Annotated in this window: 16 protein-coding genes; 9 read left to right on the top strand and 7 right to left on the bottom strand. The window is 48.1% G+C overall.

Annotation, left to right across the window (positions count from 1 at the left end):
* From pdsR to BZG76_RS10910, 4 genes are all read left to right on the top strand, one after another.
* Complete coding sequence (gene pdsR, locus BZG76_RS10895; RefSeq protein WP_077461367.1) at positions 1 to 699, top strand: proteobacterial dedicated sortase system response regulator; 699 nt, start codon at positions 1 to 3, stop codon at positions 697 to 699.
* Complete coding sequence (gene pdsS / locus BZG76_RS10900; RefSeq protein ID WP_077461368.1) at positions 699 to 2,921, top strand: proteobacterial dedicated sortase system histidine kinase; 2,223 nt, start codon at positions 699 to 701, stop codon at positions 2,919 to 2,921. The genes pdsR and pdsS overlap by 1 nt, the downstream gene beginning before the upstream one ends.
* Positions 2,922 to 3,034: 113 nt before the next feature.
* Entirely contained in the window at positions 3,035 to 3,703 is a 669-nt protein-coding gene (locus BZG76_RS10905; protein WP_021022995.1) for a glutathione S-transferase family protein, read from the top strand.
* A gap of 95 nt (positions 3,704 to 3,798) precedes the next feature.
* The gene (locus BZG76_RS10910) at positions 3,799 to 4,005 is read left to right on the top strand and encodes a DUF1289 domain-containing protein (RefSeq protein ID WP_021023966.1); all 207 of its coding nucleotides are present in this window, start codon (positions 3,799 to 3,801) and stop codon (positions 4,003 to 4,005) included.
* On the opposite strand, the gene BZG76_RS10915 is transcribed toward BZG76_RS10910, so the two are convergent.
* Positions 3,973 to 4,350: a hypothetical protein gene (locus tag BZG76_RS10915; RefSeq protein WP_077461369.1), complete on the bottom strand. Its 378-nt coding sequence runs from the start codon at positions 4,348 to 4,350 to the stop codon at positions 3,973 to 3,975. The genes BZG76_RS10910 and BZG76_RS10915 overlap by 33 nt on opposite strands.
* A 151-nt stretch (positions 4,351 to 4,501) precedes the next feature.
* Between BZG76_RS10915 and BZG76_RS10920 the strand changes: the two genes are divergently transcribed.
* From BZG76_RS10920 to BZG76_RS10930, 3 genes are all read left to right on the top strand, one after another.
* Positions 4,502 to 4,744 carry a DUF3283 family protein gene (locus BZG76_RS10920; RefSeq protein WP_021022993.1) on the top strand — a complete coding sequence of 81 codons (243 nt, stop codon included), beginning with the start codon at positions 4,502 to 4,504 and terminating at the stop codon, positions 4,742 to 4,744.
* A gap of 467 nt (positions 4,745 to 5,211) precedes the next feature.
* Positions 5,212 to 7,122, top strand: a complete 1,911-nt coding sequence (locus BZG76_RS10925; RefSeq protein ID WP_077461370.1) for a methyl-accepting chemotaxis protein — start codon at positions 5,212 to 5,214, stop codon at positions 7,120 to 7,122.
* A 96-nt stretch (positions 7,123 to 7,218) separates the two neighbouring features.
* Positions 7,219 to 8,886, top strand: coding sequence for a pyridoxal phosphate-dependent decarboxylase family protein (locus tag BZG76_RS10930; RefSeq protein WP_077461371.1), 1,668 nt, complete (start codon positions 7,219 to 7,221; stop codon positions 8,884 to 8,886).
* A gap of 9 nt (positions 8,887 to 8,895) precedes the next feature.
* Here BZG76_RS10930 and BZG76_RS10935 read toward each other — a convergent pair whose 3' ends face one another.
* Positions 8,896 to 10,356 (bottom strand): TrkH family potassium uptake protein, encoded by a 1,461-nt coding sequence (locus tag BZG76_RS10935; protein WP_077461372.1) that lies wholly within the window; start codon positions 10,354 to 10,356, stop codon positions 8,896 to 8,898.
* A 231-nt stretch (positions 10,357 to 10,587) separates the two neighbouring features.
* Positions 10,588 to 12,399: a DEAD/DEAH box helicase gene (locus BZG76_RS10940; protein WP_077461373.1), complete on the bottom strand. Its 1,812-nt coding sequence runs from the start codon at positions 12,397 to 12,399 to the stop codon at positions 10,588 to 10,590.
* Between the two features lie 360 nt (positions 12,400 to 12,759).
* On the opposite strand from BZG76_RS10940, the gene BZG76_RS10945 reads away from it, so the two are divergent.
* Positions 12,760 to 14,739: an exoribonuclease II gene (locus BZG76_RS10945; RefSeq protein WP_077461374.1), complete on the top strand. Its 1,980-nt coding sequence runs from the start codon at positions 12,760 to 12,762 to the stop codon at positions 14,737 to 14,739.
* A 184-nt stretch (positions 14,740 to 14,923) separates the two neighbouring features.
* The gene (locus BZG76_RS10950; RefSeq protein ID WP_077461375.1) at positions 14,924 to 16,153 is read left to right on the top strand and encodes a GGDEF domain-containing protein; all 1,230 of its coding nucleotides are present in this window, start codon (positions 14,924 to 14,926) and stop codon (positions 16,151 to 16,153) included.
* Between the two features lie 65 nt (positions 16,154 to 16,218).
* Here the strand turns inward: BZG76_RS10950 and BZG76_RS10955 are convergent, their stop codons facing one another.
* From BZG76_RS10955 to BZG76_RS10970, 4 genes are all read right to left on the bottom strand, one after another.
* Positions 16,219 to 16,971 (bottom strand): amino acid ABC transporter ATP-binding protein, encoded by a 753-nt coding sequence (locus BZG76_RS10955; RefSeq protein ID WP_077461376.1) that lies wholly within the window; start codon positions 16,969 to 16,971, stop codon positions 16,219 to 16,221.
* Between the two features lie 27 nt (positions 16,972 to 16,998).
* Positions 16,999 to 18,090 (bottom strand): amino acid ABC transporter permease, encoded by a 1,092-nt coding sequence (locus tag BZG76_RS10960; protein ID WP_077461377.1) that lies wholly within the window; start codon positions 18,088 to 18,090, stop codon positions 16,999 to 17,001.
* A gap of 10 nt (positions 18,091 to 18,100) precedes the next feature.
* Positions 18,101 to 19,291: an amino acid ABC transporter permease gene (locus tag BZG76_RS10965; protein ID WP_077461378.1), complete on the bottom strand. Its 1,191-nt coding sequence runs from the start codon at positions 19,289 to 19,291 to the stop codon at positions 18,101 to 18,103.
* 85 nt (positions 19,292 to 19,376) lie between these two features.
* Positions 19,377 to 20,408: an amino acid ABC transporter substrate-binding protein gene (locus BZG76_RS10970; RefSeq protein ID WP_077461379.1), complete on the bottom strand. Its 1,032-nt coding sequence runs from the start codon at positions 20,406 to 20,408 to the stop codon at positions 19,377 to 19,379.
* Positions 20,409 to 20,473 lie beyond the last annotated feature (65 nt).

Raw genomic sequence — 20,473 nt, forward strand, 5'->3', positions numbered from 1 at the left:
ATGAAGCAGATAGCAATTGTTGAAGATGAAGCCGCCATTCGCGATAACTATGCCGATGTGATTCGTCGCCAAGGCTATCAGGTTAATACCTACGCCGATCGTCCATCCGCCCAAACCGCTTTTGAGCAGCGGCTACCTGATTTAGCCATTATTGATATTGGCTTAGGCAATGAAATTGATGGCGGCTTTGCGCTATGCCAAGCATTACGCGCACTATCAGCGACCGTGCCCATTATTTTTCTGACCGCGCGTGATAGTGATATCGATACCGTGGTGGGACTGCGAATGGGAGCCGATGATTACTTGACCAAAGACGTCTCACTGCCTCACCTGATGGCGCGCATTGCCGCTTTGTTTCGCCGTAGCGATCTCTTAGCACAAGCACCGTCGACAGAAGATAAACGCTTGCAATCTGGGCCACTCTATCTCGATCTTGATCGTATGCGTGTGTACTGGCATGACCAGCTGATTGATCTTACCGTGACTGAATTTTGGATGGTCCATGCCCTGGTTAAACGCCCGGGACACGTGAAGAGCCGACAGGCTTTAATGGATGAGGCACATGCTGTTGTGGATGACAGTACCATTACCTCGCACATTAAGCGGATTCGGAAGAAGTTTATGGCCATTGATAACCAGTTTGACTGTATTCGGACGGTCTATGGCATGGGGTATCGCTGGGATGAGGCACCAATATAATGGCAAGATGGCGTCGGCTGACTCAAGGTTTATGGCCCTATTTGGTCGGGATCCGGACTAAAATTGTCGTGCTCTCTAGCTTTTTATTGCTCTTGCCTTACCTGGGTTATCAATATGTCTGGGAGATGGAAAGCGTCTTACGTCAGGGCCAAGAACAAACTCTGATGGGCACAGCTCGCGCATTTGCAATGGGGATGAACGACCGACCGGCACTTTTCACTCATCGTCACTCACCAACGCGCCTCGATCCAGGTAAAGATTTGCATGCTTTTCGGCTTACCCACCCCATTACTCTGGATGGTGATCTACACGAGTGGCAACGCTATCAGCAGCATCAGCGCAACTATCAGCGTGACGGGTTAATTTTCAATCAACGCCCCTATCACAGCGAGCAGCTATCCCTGTCGGTACTGACAGCAAGCAATGATCACGCCGTCTACTTAGCGCTCGATATTGTCGATGCGACCCCCACCCCTTCGCAAGATCAGAGCGATCTCACCAGTCAGGATCATCTTATTGTTGCCCTAACCTCTCCTCAAGGCGCGTTTTACCGCGTGGCCCTCAGCCAAGATCCGCGCTCACGCGATGCCCATGTGACACATTTAGCCAGTGGGTTGCCTGTAAAGTCCAATCAACATGAAACTGAGGGGCCGACGCAACCTTTACCCATTGCCGCCAAATGGCGTACGACAGACACTGGCTATCAGGTTGAGATAAAACTTCCATCAGATTGGGTGGGTCAACAACTCGGGCTGGCCTACTACGATCTGGACGATAGTTTCGAGCGCCCATTACGTGCCATTATTGGCACAGCCTCCACACGCACACCGACGTCACTTGGCAGTTTTATGACCCCCTCTGCCGCGATTCAAACCCTTATTGAACGCATGAATAATGACGCGTCGCGCGTTTGGGTCGTAGATACACATAGCCGAGTGCTTGCTAAAGATGGCGATATCCAAACCTCAAACGGTGTCTGGCAGTCATCATCAGCGCCACAAACGCGCCACGGATTGATTGCTTGGCTTACCGATACACTGCTCCGCCCTTGGTACGATCGCTTGCTAGTGACACCACCTGATCATTTTATCGATGCGATGCAACAAGCTTCTATTTACAAAGGTGTACAGGCACAGCAGGCACTACAAGGGCGCCCTTATGCAGGGTGGCGCAGTTCGGATGATGGCCAAGCCATGATTCTCTCCGCCGCCTATCCCATTTGGCTCAACAATGACGTCGCGGGCGCGGTGATCGTTGAAGAAACCACCAATGGCATTCGCAGTTTACGTAATGACGCTCTCGAAACGCTTTTCTCGGTGATGCTCGCGGTGATCTGCACGGGCGTTTTATTGCTGTTGTTATTTGGCTCGCACATTGCTAAGCGTTTACGTCGCTTACAACATGAAGCGGATCACGCCATTGACAGCCAAGGACGCGTCACAGGCGCCATCACAACCGCAGACAGCCAAGATGAAATTGGTCGCCTGTCACGCACCATGGCCGATATGGTCGGACGCATTGCTGGCTATAATCAGTATCTAGAAAAAATGGCCTCGCGCCTGTCCCATGAGTTACGCACGCCCATTGCCGTCGTACGATCCTCGCTTGAAAATATGGCGTACACCCAAACCGATCCCAGCCAGCTTACTTATATCAATCGCGCTCAAGATGGGGTTCAACGCCTTGCCGGCATTTTATCAACGCTAACCGAAGCGACGCGTCTAGAACAAAGCTTTGACAACGCCGATAAAGAGCGTGTTAACCTCAATGCACTGCTAGATGGATGCACTCAAGGGTATCGACTGGCGTATCCAGAAAAGACGTTCGCGCTGACGCTCCCTGAACAGATCATCACGCTTGAAGGTGTCCCCGATTATTTGGCGCAGTTGCTCGACAAATTGATCGCCAACGCGGTGGAGTTTGACGACGGTGCGGCGCCCATTACGCTTGCGCTTAGCGTGCATGCTGACAAAGTGACCATGACCGTCACTAATACCGGGCCACTGCTCCCGAGTGATATGCGCACACAGCTCTTTCACTCTATGGTGAGTGTTCGGCCCGCTCATCACGGCGCCGATAAACCTCATCTCGGTTTAGGCCTCTATATCGCGCGTCTTATTGCCGATTTTCATCAAGCTCAACTCACCGCGGCTCACCGTCCGCAACAAGACGGCGTGACACTGTCACTCACATGGTCAATCACACAGATAACAATCCATTGATTGATCTAAAACGCATTGGCCCCAATACTGAACCGAACAACCTCATCGCGATCAGAGCCAATTCATTAGCCTGGTGGCGAATAAATCTCCTACCGATAAAGCAAGGAGCAACGATGATTGAATTTTACTCTGCTGCGACCCCGAACGGTCAAAAGGTCGCAATTGCACTGGAAGAAATGGGATTGGCCTATCAGCTCCATCCCATTGATTTAATGGCTAACGAACAAAAACAACCTGACTTTCTCGCCATTAATCCCAATGGGCGTATTCCTGCGATTGTCGATAAAAGTCATGGCGATTTTCCAGTCTTTGAGTCTGGGGCAATTTTGCTTTATCTCGCGGAAAAAACAGGGCAGTTTTTACCTGAAGATCCTAAGGCGCGCTCACAAGCGATACAGTGGTTGATGTTTCAAATGGGGGGCGTTGGACCCATGATGGGGCAAGCGAATGTCTTCTATCGTTATTTCCCAGAGAACATCCCCGCAGCCATTGAACGCTATCAAAAAGAGGGGCGCCGCCTGCTTGAGGTTGTTGACCATCAGTTGCAACGTCACTCTTACCTTGCCGGTGATAGCTATACGATCGCTGATATGGCCACGTGGCCTTGGGCAAGAATTCATGCATGGAGTGGTATTGATGTCACTGGACTGGACGCGTTAAAAGCCTGGATCGATAAACTGGCTGAACGCCCAGCGTGCCAAACCGCGTTAGTCACCCCAGCGTCCGCCGAAGCCAGTGATGAAGAGCGTGCCCAGCAAGCCAGAGGCATGGTGACACGTTAAACAACGCGATATACTCAAAACAAAGAGCCATAACAAGGTAACGGGTAGCCAACCGGGCTGTCCGTTACCTTCCCGTGATAGGTTAAGGAGCGTCTGTGTTAACCCCGTGTATTGGTCATTGTCGTCGTGAAGACGATGTCTGTGTCGGCTGTAAGCGCACACTCGATGAAATCATCAACTGGGGCAAAATGACTGACGACGAACGTGCGGCAATTATGGCTCAGCTCTCACAAAGGCCTGATCCACAACGGCCAGAACCTGCTCGTCGCTCAAGAAACCCGTTCAAGCGTCGTATCATCTGATGGCGCCAGCGGCTTACGGTATTCGATAATCACCGTATGGCCCTCGTAGTAAACCGCTTCAATATCACCATCAACAACGACTTTGTTGGTAACTAATACGTCTTGGCTAACTTGCTCACGATCACGTAAGCTGGGCAAAATTTTGTTTGGCTCAACGCCCATGACATGACAAAAGGCGAATACAAACCGGCTCTCTAGTACACCATCACCATGGATACTGCGAGAAAACGTTAGGTGGCTCACTTCCAACTTTTTTGCCATTTCGCTTTGTGTGATCCGTGCTTTGGCTTTGTAAGACATCCAAGTTTGGTGCAGAGCTTGTCTGTCTTGCTCGTCAAACGTCATTCTGTTTTCCAGTCGGTATACAATACATGGCGACCAGCGTAACAGACACATAGATTATAATGTCAGTACCTCGTTAATCGCGGGTAAATCTTGCCGAGCACACCCTGCTCGGTTAGGATCGATTCATTCCGATTACCATGAGAACGCACTAATGGATATCAACTTAGCCAACCTTCCAGCTGACGAAAAACAAAAAATAGAGCTTGATAAACAAGCTGCGTATGCCGTCTGGAAAGTGGTGAATAACCAAGCGCCACAAAGCCTTTACGAACAAGAAGCCAATGTTTTGGTGGATTGGCAACGTGATGTCTATTTATCATCTGTTAACAAGTATCGCGCTCAACCTGAGGCCTTTATTATCCCTGAAACGGCGACCGATACGACCGAGCGCTGAAACCGTCCTTCACTCACACTTACCGTGATCAACGTTTTACACACTCAGGCACCAAACACGGTGAGTTGGTGCCGAACCGCACTCAGCCTGCAAATACGATAACGTTTGTCCTCCCTCTCTACCACACGTACCGTTTTAAACCATCTTCTTCTGTCTTATTTTCATGACTCACTCAAGGCTAAAATGACGCTAGATTGTCATACATTTTTTGTTTTTTAAGTTGGCAAAATCGTAGAACCCACTCTAGTGTTATTCTTATCAAGAAATCTTCTTTGTTTATGAAGCAACTTGTACTGACAGTCTTTTAAAAGAAAATGACAATCTTGTAAAAGAAAGTGTTGGCTGGGTGACTCCTTGGTGGTCTTATCATAACCGCATAAAAAAGCGGGCAATAGGTTCCCACCTTGCAAGGGATTCACCCTTACTTTTTAGACAGTTTACTGCACGCTCAGTAAGGGGTAATCGCTATGACCTTAGGGTTCAAATCTCGCATTATTTTGGGAGTGGGTTTGCTCGTGACCCTCTCTCTGGTCGTCCTCGGTTCGCTGAATGCGATGTCATTACGTGACAACATGGTCAGTGCCCTGGTGAAACAAACGCAAAATAAGGTCGATCACCATGTGCTTGAATTAGAGCAATTAGTTCAATCCCAACTCAACGCGGTTGAAAAAGGCGCCGGGCACTTCGCCAGAAATTTGACCGAATCAGAGAATGTTGCCCAAGTACGGATGCTTGCCGATACGGCAGGTATCGCTAATGTGATTATGACTTACGAGAGTGGCCGTTCGTATATGTCAAATCACTCAAGCGACGGGATTACCACCAATGAATACGATTTTCGCGATCGTGATTGGTACCGTGCAGTTAAATCCAGCCAAGACATTCATTTGTCTGAAATTTATACGGACAAAGTAACAGGTGAGAAAGTGATCAGTGCCGTCGCACCCGTGTTTGAGAATGGACGGTTTATTGGTGCCTTACTGGGGGACATTCCGCTACAAAATGTGATCACTCAGGTAAGCCAAATGCGCTTTGCGGGCGGCGCAGCCACACTCACCGATCAAAACGCGGTCTTTTTTGCCAGTGATGATCCGAATGATATTGGTAAAACACCGTCGCAAGTCAGTGCAAACTTCTCTGAAATGGAGAGTATGTTCCGCAGCAATGAAAAAGGTCACCTCACGTTTCCCTATAGCGGCATCCAATTTGATGGCTACTTTCAACGGGTAAATTTGACCGAGGGGAGATACTGGACCTTGATGGTCTTTGTCGATCAAAAAACAGCACTGGCTGAAGTCACCGATGCTCAAATCGAATCGGTAGGCACAGGGATATTACTCTTGATCGTCAGCCTGGGCGCCATTTATGGCATTATTCAGGTCTCTTATCGACCCCTCCTTAAGCTTAAAGAAGCGGTCCTTGATCTCTCTCGCGGCGAGGGCGACCTAACAACACGCCTCGACGTTAACGGTAATGATGACCTAGCCCAGATCAGTGATGGCTTCAACCGGTTCGTCGAAAACTTACAAAATATGATGTTTAGCGTGGCAGAGTCCAGCCAGGCGATTTCGGCCAATATCAGCCAGTTATCACAAACGACCAGTGAAAATGAAGCTGTATTAGATGCTCACTCAGCAGAAACCGAGCAAGTGGTCACCGCAATCACTCAAATGAGCGAGAGCGCACGGAGTATTGCTGAGAACGTATCTCAATCTAACAACATTACTGCAGCGGCCAGCAAAGAAGCCAATCAGTCACTAAAAGTAGTTGATAACGCTGTCGTCACGGTCAGTGCGCTGGTTGATGAAGTGGAAGAAATGTCGGGCCGTATTACCAGCATGAATACAGATGCAAACCGGATTAGTGACGTCTTAACTGTCATTGGCGATATTTCAGAACAGACCAACCTCCTTGCGTTAAACGCGGCGATTGAGGCAGCACGCGCTGGTGAACAGGGCCGTGGTTTTGCGGTTGTCGCCGATGAAGTCCGCGCGTTAGCGGCGCGTACACAAAGCAGCACAACCGAAATCTCTGACATGCTCACTGCATTACTCGATGGCACGTCCAGCGTGGTTGAAGCGATGGAAAAAACCAAAGAGCAATGTCAAACCACAGCTGATAAAACCTCGGAAGTCTCAAATAGCTTGACGATTATGAGCGCGTCGGTCACTGAAATTGACGATGTGAGTACACAGATTGCAACGGCTACCGAGCAGCAAAGTTCAGTTGCTGAAGAGCTCAGTAAGAACATGTTGTCGATCCGCGATATGGTGAGCAAACTCGTGGATAGCGGGAATCAAACCTCTGCCGCCACCAAGTCACTCACCCACTCTAACGAAGAGTTGGATCGGATGGTTAATAACTTTAAATTGCGCTAAGTGTCACTGGCCAAAGGCCATCACTCTCTATTGCTTTAAGCATCGTGATCAGGCGGCACTACCACTGCCTGATCATCATCGTTAAAGGTTGTTGTTATGTCCCATTCACTGATATCCCACGCGTTAACGCCCGTTTTTTTAAGTCAGTATCAAACAATCCGCCAACATTTTTTTAATCGTGATCCTAAGCGTTGGCCTATTTATCACACACCAGAATTAGCGCACTGGCTTGCGAATGGCATGCAGCCTGCGTTTGAAAGCAGTGATGTGTTACTGAAGCAACAAACCGAGATCCCCACACAAAGTGACTTAGGCGCCACCACCTTTCCCAAGCTTGCATTACAAGCGGCAACCCATTCGAAAGACTGGACGTCACCTCGATCGGTCGAAAATGTGATTACCGCACCGTGCGATCCTGCTATACACGGTGCATTACTGGCCACAATGGCCAATCCTAACCTAGTCTACAGTGAATATGCGGGTTTATCGGTCGAGTTAGAAAAGACGTTAGTCCGGCAAATGGCCAATCTCATTGGCTACGAACCTGATCAATCTACCGGTATATTCACGCAAGGTGGTACCTTTGGTAATTTGTATGGATATTTAATGGGATTGAGAAAACAGTTCCCCCATTCCGGGCAACGCGGGTTGCAAGGGCAAGACTTCCGCATGATTAACTCACTTGCGGGTCACTACTCCAATATGACGAACTTAGGTCTATTGGGCACCGATATCCCCAGACAAGCGCTCCGAATCGAAGTCGATAGCAATAATCGGCTCGATCTGGATGACTTTTCTCGCACCCTCAATCACTGTTTTGCCGAGGGCATTCCCGTCCCTACTGTCTTACTCACCTTTGGTACGACAGATACATTTGCGATTGACGATGTTGAGCGTGTCTGTCGCATTAATGAGCAAGCTTGCCAACGCTTTAATGTCACGGTGAAACCACATATTCATGTTGATGCCGCCGTCGGCTGGCCACTGATCATGTTTAATGATTACGCGTTCGACACCAACCCTATTGGTTTTAACAACAATCTATTAGAGAAGCTTCACGCATTAGCGCCAAAAATTCGTGGACTCCGTTTTGCGGATTCTGTGACCATCGACTTTCAAAAGTGGGGATATGTCCCCTATACCGCAAGCTTGGTGATGTTTAAGCACCAAGCCGATATGGAGTACCTAAAACAAGATCCGCACTACTTCTCTTATTTCGAGTCAAACAAAACAGCGCAAACGCATTTGCAGTCGACCATAGAATGTTCTCGTGGTGCCGCGGGTGTCTATGGGAGTTATTGCGCGTTGAATATGCTTGGCAAGCGCGGCTATCAAACAATGGTAGGACACGGCTTACAAAATGCCGAATACCTGAAAGCACACTTATCGTCACTTCCTCACTGCAAAGTTGTTGCGAAAGATAATCTCGGGCCAACAGTCGCCTTTCGTCTATATCAACCTTCAGCAACCCTAAACGTCGATGCCGTTTTTCAACAAGAGCAGTCACTTCACCACGTTGGTGATAAAGTGGATAGCATCACTCAACATAGCTTGTTTCACCGTCAACACTTCCTCAACCGCAAAGGCAAACAGCTACAAACAAATTGGGTAGAATCCATTGCCCATACAGAGTTTGATCATCACGGGCAATGTTTGTTTATTCCTGGAGAAAAAGCTGTATTTTTAAACCCCTATACACGCTATCACCATATCGAGCAATTTGTTGCTTCATTGCAACCCGAACCCTCGACACAGCTWGTTTAAACGCCAGGTTCACCAACGCCAAAAGTGAGGCATAAACAGTGCAAGGACGGTGAAATACTCCAAGCGCCCAAGGATCATGGCAACATTGAGTATCCAAATCCCGGTGTCTGTGACCGGCTGGAAGTTGCTGCCCACTTCGCCAAACCCAGGGCCAAGGACATTAATACATGCCACAACAGCGGTAAAAGAGGACCAAAAATCGAGACCGGTTGTCATCATTAATAGCGTGAAGACACCGGTCGTCAGCGAGGCAAGCGACATAAACGCCATGACCGCTTGGGTCACATCGTTCGACACCACTTTATCTTGATACCGAATCGGTAATACTGCCGACGGATGAACCAATTGATGAAGTTGGCGACGGATAATTTTAAACGTAATGATGTCACGAATAATTTTATTCCCGCCCGCGGTTGAGCCAGAACAGCCACCGAGATAGGCACAAAACACCAAAAACAACGCCGTGGCCGCCGGCCAAGTACTTAAGTCAGCAGCACCGAAGCCGGTACTGGTAATAAACGACACCACGTGAAATGCAGCAAAGCTAAGAGAGGCCCACAGCGAGTCGTAGCGTGCTTCACTATAAAGATATAAGCCAAGTATTGCCGACATGCACGTCACGACAATAAGAAACACACGTGATTCCTCATCGTCGATGTAGAGCCTCAAACCACGCCAACCGATGCGAAAAATACGAAAATGTAGCGCAAAGTTAATCGCGCCCAATAGCATAAAGACATTCGCAATCATAAGCAGCGTATGACTTTGAAAATACCACATACTCGCGTCATGGGTTGAAAATCCACCCGTTGATACCGTGGAAAAGCTATGTGCAATCGCATCATATGCGCTCATTCCCGCAAGATAATACGCCAGTGCGCAGGCCAAGGTAATCACCAGATAAACCCCCCACAAATAGTGCGCGGTCTTAGCGATACGTGGCGATAGCTTTTCATCTTTGATCGGGCCTGGCGTTTCTGCTTTAAGCAACCGCATGCCCCCCACGTTGAGCATGGGTAACACCGCAACCACAAAGATAACAACGCCTAAACCTCCCATCCACTGGAGAAATTGGCGATACAGCAGAAATGCCGCTGGCATGTCATCGAGACCACTGAGAATAGTTGCTCCGGCGGTGCTCAGTGCGCTAATAGATTCAAACGTTGCATCGGCAAAGTTAACGCCTGTCACTAGCTTTATTGGTATTCCGCCAAGTAGCCCCACCAACACCCAAGTCAGCGTTGAAAACAACAAGGCATCGCGAAAGGTGACCTGATTGAGCTTACTTTTACGAAATAACCAAGAAATCACTAATGATGCCAGCATCATGAGTAAGGAGGGATAGAAAAAGAGTGTCGAGACACCGTCGCGAAAAATAAACAACGACAAAAGCCCGAAAACAAATTGCACGATGCCCATCCATAAAACAGGCATGCCAAGAAGACGCAGTGTATTTTGAAAGTTAATCATGACAGGGGCAACTCATCATTAACACGCCGTGGTGTGTAGGCTCCATTACCTACCACGCGTAACAACAGTGGCATGGCGAGTCCACCTCGCCGTCTAACTCTATCGGCCTTGTTTCATCATAGCAATATCAATGAAAAGCCCTATATCCACGTCGTTAATACCCTGCGAACAAGGCATTACATCGCAGACACAAACAAAAAAGCCGAGCATCACTGCTCGGCTTTAAACTATTTATTGTGCTTGACGACGCTCACCGCGTGCAGGCGCGCGACGCTCATTACCACGATCGCGGTTAAAGCGACGTTCACCACGGCCACCGCGGCTATCACGGTCACTACGGCCTCGGCCACCGCCGTTACGGTCACCACCACGACGTTCACGCATGATCTGACCTTCAACACGTTGTGCATTGGTCTCTTTTTGGCGAATACGCAGTTTTTGCAATTGCGCAAAGACTTCTTTCGGCATGGTTTTTGGCAGCTGCACAAACGTATGAGCAGGTGCGAGTTTGATTGCACCAATATTCTGCTTGTTCAAGCCAAGTTCGTTAGCAATCGCACCTACGATGTCTTTTACTTGTACGCCTTGCTCTCGGCCAACATCTAACTGATACGTATCCCAGTCAGCTGGGTTGGTATCACGGCGATCAGTACCACTTGGACGTTCATCACGGCGACGTTCACGACGCTGCTTTTCACGATCCATTGCCGCGATCATTGGGTCTGGGCCTTTATAGAACAAAGGACGTTTACCTTGCTGGCGCTGGAGTAACATAGCAGCCAGTGTGGTTGCATCAACGTCAATATCGTTTTGTAGTTGCTCAATCAGTTCAACGAATGGACCCATCGCATCGCCATCTTTCTTCTCAGCCAGTTCACTGGCCAGTTGAGCGACACGTGCCTCAGCGACCTTATCGCGATTCGGCAGTTGGATTTCTTCCATTTTAGTCTGAGTAACACGCTCGACGGTACGCAGCATCCGCATTTGGTTGGTGCGGACCAACAAAATTGCTTTACCCGCACGACCGGCACGGCCAGTACGACCAATACGGTGAATATACGATTCAGCATCAAACGGGATATCATAGTTAAATACGTGGGTGATGCGGGCTACATCGAGACCACGCGCAACCACGTCGGTTGCCACTAAAATATCAATCACACCACGTTTCAAATGATCGACCGTGCGTTCGCGCAATGATTGCGGAATATCACCATGCAAGGCTGCCGCTTTAAAGCCGCGAGCTGATAGCCAGTCGGCCAGGCGCTCAGTGTCTTGGCGAGTACGTACAAAGACGATCGATGCATCCGTGTCTTGGGTTTCGAGTAGACGGCTCATCGCTTCGTCTTTTTCGACACCTTTAACCACCCAGAATTGTTGCTCTACTTTTTCAACAGTGCGGTTGCTACCGGCCACGTCAACACGAGCGGGATCACGCAAAAAGCGATCAACAATTTGTTTTACGATTGGCGGCATGGTCGCAGAGAAAAGAACACGCTGTGCGCTTTCTGGTGCCTGCTCCATGATCCAAGTGACGTCGTCGACAAAGCCCATTTTGAGCATTTCGTCGGCTTCATCAAGAATAAAGGTATGAACTTCGTCAAGCTTAAGACGGTCACGGTTAATCAAATCTTTTACACGACCCGGTGTTCCCACCACGATGTGCGCGCCGCTTTTTAGCGCTTTCATTTGATCAACAATCGACGCACCACCATAGATCTCAAGAATTTTGAGGCCTTTGATGTTTTGTGCCAGCGTTTTCATCTCTGCAGCAACCTGAATCGCCAACTCACGCGTTGGTGCCATCACAATCGCTTGTGGTTTGTGTTGGTTTAGGTCAACTTTGTTCAACAACGGTAGTGAAAAAGCAGCGGTTTTACCGGTACCGGTTTGCGCTTTACCGAGTGCGTCACGACCTTCGAGGAGTGCAGGAATGGAGGCGGCTTGGATAGGTGTTGGTGTTTCAAAGCCCATTGAGTCAAGCGCAGACAAAAGGGTGTCGGCCAGATCTAACTGGCGAAATTTGGTTACAGATTCTTGCATTGGGATCCCAATCTATGAGTGTAGCGAAACGGGGCCCCTTCAGCGTTCTGCTCAACCATGAAACACTGTCTTTTATACAGTGTTAGTCACCAGCGCTACGGGCCTCAGTCATTAAGGGTGAATATACTGCGCTATTTACACCAAAAAAGCCAGAAAAAGTTGAACAAGTTCACAAAAAACAGACCTCATGGACATATATCTCGCAGCTTGTCGATGAAGCCAACAAATAGTGGACAAAAAAAATACAAACAAAACAGAGCACGAGGAGCCTGGTGTGGTTCACAGGATTTTATTGCCACGGGTTGGTTTTGAAACAGTGAATACGTATAGTGTGGCGATCCGTTAATCGAGACCCAAGTTATGTTTCAAGACAATCCCCTGCTCGCGCAGTTAAAGCAACAGATCCAAGAAACCCTGCCCAAAAAAGAAGGACAGGTAAAAGCCACCGAGAAAGGCTTCGGCTTTCTCGAAGTTGACGACAAAACCAGCTTTTTTATCCCACCACCGTATATGAAAAAGGTACTACATGGCGACCGCGTAGAAGCCATTGTTCGTACTGAAAAAGATCGGGAAGTGGCAGAGCCAGAAACACTGGTTGAACCAAGTTTGGATCGCTTTATCGGTCGCGTGCAGTGGGTTCGTAACCGTCTGAATGTCGTGCCTGATAATCCACAAATGAAAGACGCCTTACGCGCGAAAACAAAGCGCGGCCTGTCACAAGACGGCTTAAAAGAAGGTGATTGGGTCGTTGCATCGCTGACGCGTCATCCTCTTAAAGGAGATGACCACTTTTTGTGCGAAATCAGTGAAAAGATCACCGACGCAGAAGACAAAATTGTCCCTTGGTGGGTCACCTTAGCCAAGCACAACCTACCTAACCAAGAGCCTGCGCCTAAAGACGCATGGCCAATGTTAGAGCAGGGGCTTACGCGTCGTGACCTCACCGATCTTCCCTTTGTGACCATTGATGGTGAATCGACCAAAGATATGGACGATGCTCTGTATGTGGAAGCCAACCCACAAGGTGGCTTTAGCATGACAGTGGCAATTGCCGATCCTACCGCCTATRTTGATGCGGATGATGAACTCGACCAGGTTGCACGTAATCGCGGATTCACCATTTATCTACCTGGGCGCAATATCCCGATGCTACCGCGTGATCTCAGTGATGATTTGTGCTCCCTCCGTGAAAACGAACAGCGCCCTGCACTTTGTTGTACCTTCAATATTGCCGCGGATGGCACCATTGCCGATGACGCAGAGTTTTTCTCCGCATGGATCCAATCACATGGCCAGCTAGCCTACGACAAGGTGTCGGATTACATCGAGCAAGGCGAGCAAGCTCAGTGGCAACCGCAAACACCGGCGATCGCTGACCAGATTCATCAGCTTCACCAATTTGCGTTAGCACGCATTCAATGGCGTGAAACTCATGCAGTGACCTTCCCAGATCGCCCTGATTATCGTTTTGAACTCAGTGAAGATAACGATGTGATTGCTATTCACACGGATCAGCGTCGTATTGCTAATCGCATTGTGGAAGAGTCGATGATCAGCGCTAACATTTGCGCGGGTCGTAAGCTAAGCGAATCGTTTGGGTTCGGTATTTTTAATACCCATGCTGGCTTTAACAGTGAAAAGCTCGACGATGTGGTCGAGCTGGTAAAAGCGCACGACGGCGAGGCGGACAGCGAAAGCCTAGCAACCGTCGAAGGCTTCAGTGCACTCCGTCGCTGGTTAAACAGCCTAGACACCACCTATCTTGATAACCGCTTGCGCCGCTTCCAAGCATACAGTGAGATTGGTCATGAGCCAGCGCCACACTACGCAATGGGCTTAGATGTCTATGCCACGTGGACATCACCTATCCGTAAATACGGTGATATGATCAACCACCGCTTGCTTAAAGCAATTATTCGCGGCGAAACCGAAGCCAATGCCCCGGCCGATACCGTGGGTGAAGAGCTTGCCGGCCACCGTAAACATCACCGTATGGCCGAGCGTGACGTGGCTGATTGGCTTTATACCCGTTTGCTCAAACCAGAAGTTGAAGCACAGACTCGGTATACCGCAGAGATCTTTGATATTAACCGCGCGGGTATGCGTGTCCGCCTACTCGAAAATGGTGCACCGGCGTTTATCCCTGGCTCACTGATCTTGGACAACAAAACCCGGATTGCCTGTGATAAAGAGACAGGCACAGTGACTATCGACGGTAACGTTGAGTTCAAGCTTGGCGATAGCCTAGAAGTGGTTATTGCTGATATTAAAGAGACCACCCGTTCGATTGTTGCCAAACCAACACAGGTATTCACGCTCTCGGACACGACTGAAAGCTAATTACTGTTGGTGACTTGATAGAAAGCCGAGCCATTGCTTGGCTTTCTTTTTTCCTGGAGAATGATAATCTAATCATTAAATAACGTTTATCATTAAACCATTGCAATTATCACAGCCTACGTGCCTAGCGAGTCGTTAAAAAGTGATAGCTAATGGTGTTACCTCAACCCGTTGAAGAGGTTTCATGGGGCTTTTACGTTCATCTGCGGTCCGAATGGGGACCCCGATTGCTTTATTGCTACTCCTCGCGGCAGGTTATCACCCTTTGGTCACCTCACTCGCCCCCTATTACAACCTCATCTATGCTGCCCCCTATTTTCTTTTGCTCACTGCGCTGCTTTTAAGCCATCTGTTCAAAAGCGCACGCGTGGGTATGATGGTCATTATCTTATTAGTGGGATACACGATTATCCTAACGCGACTTCAATCCCCGCTTGAGCAAGGGACGACTTATCTTGAGTACTTGCTTTTAGCAGTCGCGCTGCCCATTAATTTGCTCTATATGATCATCGTACGCGACCAAAAGCTCACCTCTCGGTTTGGGGTGTTCTTTTTTCTCGCTATAGGTATGGAAATCGGGTGGTGTGCGCTACTGGTGCAGCAATTCGGCGAGTTATCTTCCTATTTTCAGCAGCATCCTATTTTAGTCAGGGCGGCATCGGTTAGCCCCATGCCCGTGCTGCTGATTGTGCTGCTCTCTATTTTAATTTGTATCAGTACTCTTCGCCTTTTGCGCAAAAATAGTATTGAAGATCATGCGGCTTTCATTAGCGTATTATGCAGCACGATTACCTTGGTGTTTTTTAATGTGCCGTTTATATCGTCACTCGTATTTTCGCTCGCAGGCCTGCTGTTGGTTGCCAACCAAGTATCATTCAGCCATCAATTAGCGTTCGTCGACGGGCTCACCGAAATTGCGGGACGACGCGCACTCGAAGATGAACTAAAACACCTTGGTCGTCGCTACACTTTAGCCATGCTCGATGTTGACCACTTCAAGCAATTTAACGACACCTATGGCCACGAAATCGGTGACGATGTACTTAAGCTTGTGGCTAAGCAAATGGCGTGCTGTGAGGGAGGCGCCAGTGCTTTTCGTTATGGCGGCGAAGAATTCACCTTATTGTTCAAAGGCAAAACCACTGAGCACTGTTTACCTTTTCTCGACGCATTACGCGAAGATATTGCTCACTATCCGTTAGTGCTACGCGATCAATCTCGCCCTCATGATGACAAACAAGGCCGACAAAAACGCGGGCGAGCGAGCGATAAAAAGCCCGTTAACATTACCGTGAGTATCGGATATGCCGATGCCTCGCAGGCAGATACGCCCGAAGACGTTTTACAATTAGCGGATAAGGCGTTATATAAAGCCAAAGAGGCAGGGCGGAATTGTATTAAGGGCAGTGCGTGAAAATGGGTTTTATAAAAAATGTTGCTTAAACAGCTTGGCCCGCCATAGGCGGGCCAAGCTGTTCATTAGTGACTTAAAATCTGATCTAAAAATTGCTTAGTCCGATCGAACTGGGGTGTATTAAAAAACTCAGCGGGCGTGTTTTGTTCAATGATTTCTCCAGCATCCATAAAAATCACTCTATCAGCTACCTCCTTAGCGAACCCCATTTCATGCGTAACACACAGCATAGTCATTCCGCCTTCCGCTAATTCTACCATCACATCTAACACTTCTCGTACCATCTCTGGATCAAGGGCTGATGTGGGCTCATCAAACAACATAACATTTGGGTTCATACACAGTGAGCGTGCAATGGCAACACGTTGCTGCTGGCCACCAGATAGCTGTCCCGGGAATTTTAAGGCTTGATGCGGAATTTTCACCCGCTCTAGGTACTGCATAGCGATCTCTTCAGCCTCGGATTTTGGCATTTTTTTCACCCAAATCGGGGCAAGCGTACAGTTATCTAGAACGGTCAGATGGGGAAATAAATTAAAATGCTGAAAACACATGCCCACTTCATCCCGTATCGCTTGGATGTTCTTGATATTGTCATTTAGAGGCACACCCGCAACGGTTATCTGACCTTTTTGGTGCTCCTCCAGATGATTAATACATCGGATCATGGTCGATTTTCCCGATCCCGACGGCCCACAGATAACGATCTTCTCGCCCTTTTCCACTTTAAGGTTAATGTCTTTCAACGCATGGAATTCACCATACCACTTGTTCATTTTCTTTATTTCAATGACATAGTCTTTGTTCATAACATCCATATTTTTATATCCTTACTGCCGCTACGCTTAAAGGCCCGTATGTAGGCGCTTCTCAAGCCAAATTGAATACCGAGACATACCAGAGCAAAAAATCCAGAAAACAAAAGCCACAAAAACATAACTTTCAGTGGCAAACCCCAGCCATTCTGGATCAGTGTTTGCAGTTTGCCCAATCCCTAGCACATCAAACATCCCAATAATTAAGACAAGGCTGGTGTCTTTAAAGAGACTAATAAAGGTATTAACAATCGATGGAATAGAAATCTTTAACGCCTGAGGAAGGATAACCAGGATGGTCTTTTTCCAATAGGTTAATCCCAGCGCATCTGCTGCTTCATATTGTCCTTTGGGGATCGCCTGCAGTCCACCTCGCACCACTTCAGCCATATAGGCAGAGGCAAACATCACCACTCCAATCAGCGCTCTCACCAACTTGTCGATGTTTGTGCCCTCGGCAAGAAACAAAGGCAGCATAACCGATGCCATGAATAGCACAGTGATAAGCGGGACACCGCGCCAGATTTCGATATAAATCGTGCTGAACGATCGTATAACTGGCATGGTAGATCGGCGGCCAAGCGCCAACAGAGTACCAATAGGCAAAGAAGCAATAATGCCAACCAAGGCAATGATAAGGGTAATTAATAGTCCCCCCCACATATGGGTTTCGACTTTTTCTAAGCCAAAAACACCGCCATACAATAGCGTTGCAATTGAGATCGGGTAAGCACTAATCGCAAATGCGCCTATCCAACGTTTATAAGGAGTTTTATCGTATATAAGCAGCGCGACCAATATCGCCAGCGTGCCGTAAAAGAGCTGCGGTCGCCATAACTCCTCAGTGGGATAAAACCCATACATAAATTGGTCCCAACGCACACCAATAAAAGCCCAACAAGCACCACTGCTGCTGCAGGCTTCGGGGCTTTGGCCAACCCAATCGGCATTGACAATCACCCAGCTGACAGCAGGGGGGATCACCGCAAACAGTGCCGTCAAAACAACAATGGTTAGCACCACATTTAAAGGACTGTTAAAGAGGTTTTCCTTCGCCCAATAAAAAACACCATGATTATCGATAGGTGGCGCTTCATCTTCCTTAAAATGATATTTTTTCATCCTGATACCACTACCTTTCCGTCAACATAACTTTCTTGTTGTACACATTCATGACCAGCGATGTGGCAAGGCTGAGTGTGAGATAAACGGCCATTGTCATTGCAATGATCTCTATCGCTTGCCCAGTTTGGTTTAAAGTTGTTCCGGCAAATACAGACACCAAATCTGGATACCCGATTGCCATCGCCAGTGAAGAGTTTTTCGTCAGGTTTAAATATTGACTGGTTAATGGAGGAACAATGACCCGCATCGCCTGAGGGATCACAATAAGCTTTAAGGTCTTCACAGGGCCAATACCTAAAGACAGCGCCGCTTCCTTTTGCCCATCGCTCACTGAGTTAATGCCAGAGCGTACGATCTCTGCAATAAACGCTGCGGTATAAATACTCAAAGCGAGTAACAAGGCCACTAATTCGGGGATCACTGTGATACCACCAGAAAAGTTAAACCCCTTTAACACCGGCATATTCACCGTGACCGGGCTACTACTAAAAAGGAATACAACAGCGGGAACGGCGATACAAAACATCAACGCGACGCGCCCCATTGACACTTGCTTCCCTGTATGTGCTTGATAGGTTTTCCCCCACAAATGCGCAACAAAGGTAAAGCACACACCTAGAATAAGGGTACCAAGCAAAAAATACCCTTCGGAGTTAAAACCAATAGAGGGAACATACAAACCTCGTACATTGAGAAAAATGGCTTCTCCCAGACTCAAGCTATTACGAGGAGATGGCAAGGTTTGTAGCACCGCGAAATACCAGAAAAATATTTGCAGTAGTAAAGGAATATTCCTAAATATCTCGATATAGGCAGACGCGATCTTCTTTATTAGCCAGTTGGAAGACAAGCGGGCCACACCAATAATGAACCCAAGTACTGAAGCCAGTACAATACCGAGAAAAGAAACTAAGACGGTATTTAGCAAACCGACAAAAAACGTTCTACCATAGGTGTCACTGCCACTGTATTCAATCAATGACATCGAGATATTAAAGCCCGCTTTTTCTGATAAAAAGTCGAACCCTGTGGTGATCCCTCTCGCCTCCAAGTTGGCTTGCGTATTACTAACAATTGAATAGAGAAATGCCACGATAGCGATCAGGGATAGGACTTGAAAAAGTATTGATCGGAAAGCGGGGCTATAGATTATGCTCGTCTTCTGAGCGTTCTGTTCTGAAATAAATGGCGTGCTCATGTTTCGATAACCTACCAACTTACTTAAACATCGCTAAAAAGAGCGATAGTACATCGCTCTTTCGCATCCAGTATTAGGTTTCTACTTAACGAATCGGTGGCGCATACATGAAGCCACCATCACTCCACAGTGCGTTCACGCCACGTGAAATGTTTAATGGTGAACCGGAACCCACTTGCGACTCAAACAACTCTCCATAGTTGCCCACCTGTTTAACAACGTTGTAACCCCACATGTCCGGTAAACCGAGCGACTTTCCTTTAGGGCCATCAACACCGAGAATCCGCTGAATGTTCGGGTCATTCGATTTCAACATGTCATCGGCGTTCTCAGAGGTTATCCCATACTCTTCCGCATTGATCAGCGAGAACAATACCCACTTAGCGACATTAAACCAGGCATCATCACCCTGCCTGACCACAGGCCCAAGTGGCTCTTTTGAAATAATGTCCGGCAGTACAACCGCAGACGAGGGATCTTTCAAATTCAAGCGCAGCGCATAAAGCTGTGACGTGTCTGATGTAAGAACATCACAACGCCCGGAATCAAAACCAGCAGCCGTTTGCGACGCGGTATCAAAAACAACAGGGTTAAAAGACATACCATTTTTGCGGAAATAGTCAGCAATGTTTAATTCCGTAGTGGTACCGGATTGAATACAAATCGATGCACCGTCTAACTGACTGGCATTTTCCACTCCCAGCTCTTTCGAAACCATAAAGCCCTGACCATCGTAAAACGTGGTACCGACAAAATTTAGGCCAAGCGCCGTATCACGATGCAATGTCCACGTGGTATTGCGCGATAAGACATCCACTTCGCCCGATTGCAATGCCGTGAACCGTTCTTTGGCCGTTAAAGGCACAAACTTCACTTTTTCCTTGTCTTCCAATACAGCTGCCGCTACGGCTTGACAATACGCCACATCAATCCCTTTCCACTCACCGTCAGAGTCAGGGTTTGAAAAACCTGGCAACCCCGTGCTCACACCACAGGTCAAATAGCCTTGTGATTTAACCTTATCCAAGGTTGAACCGGATTCAGCAGCAAAGACATTTGTCGACAGCGCTGCCGCTGTCAGCATTACTGCACTGATCGTCTGAAGTTTTCCTTTCATGTATCCTCCATGAGGTTTTTTAAACCAATGACATTCATCCTATGATCGCTGTCTCATCACGTGTC

This window comes from Salinivibrio sp. AR647 (assembly GCF_001995415.1).
In the GTDB taxonomy this organism is placed as follows: domain Bacteria; phylum Pseudomonadota; class Gammaproteobacteria; order Enterobacterales; family Vibrionaceae; genus Salinivibrio; species Salinivibrio costicola.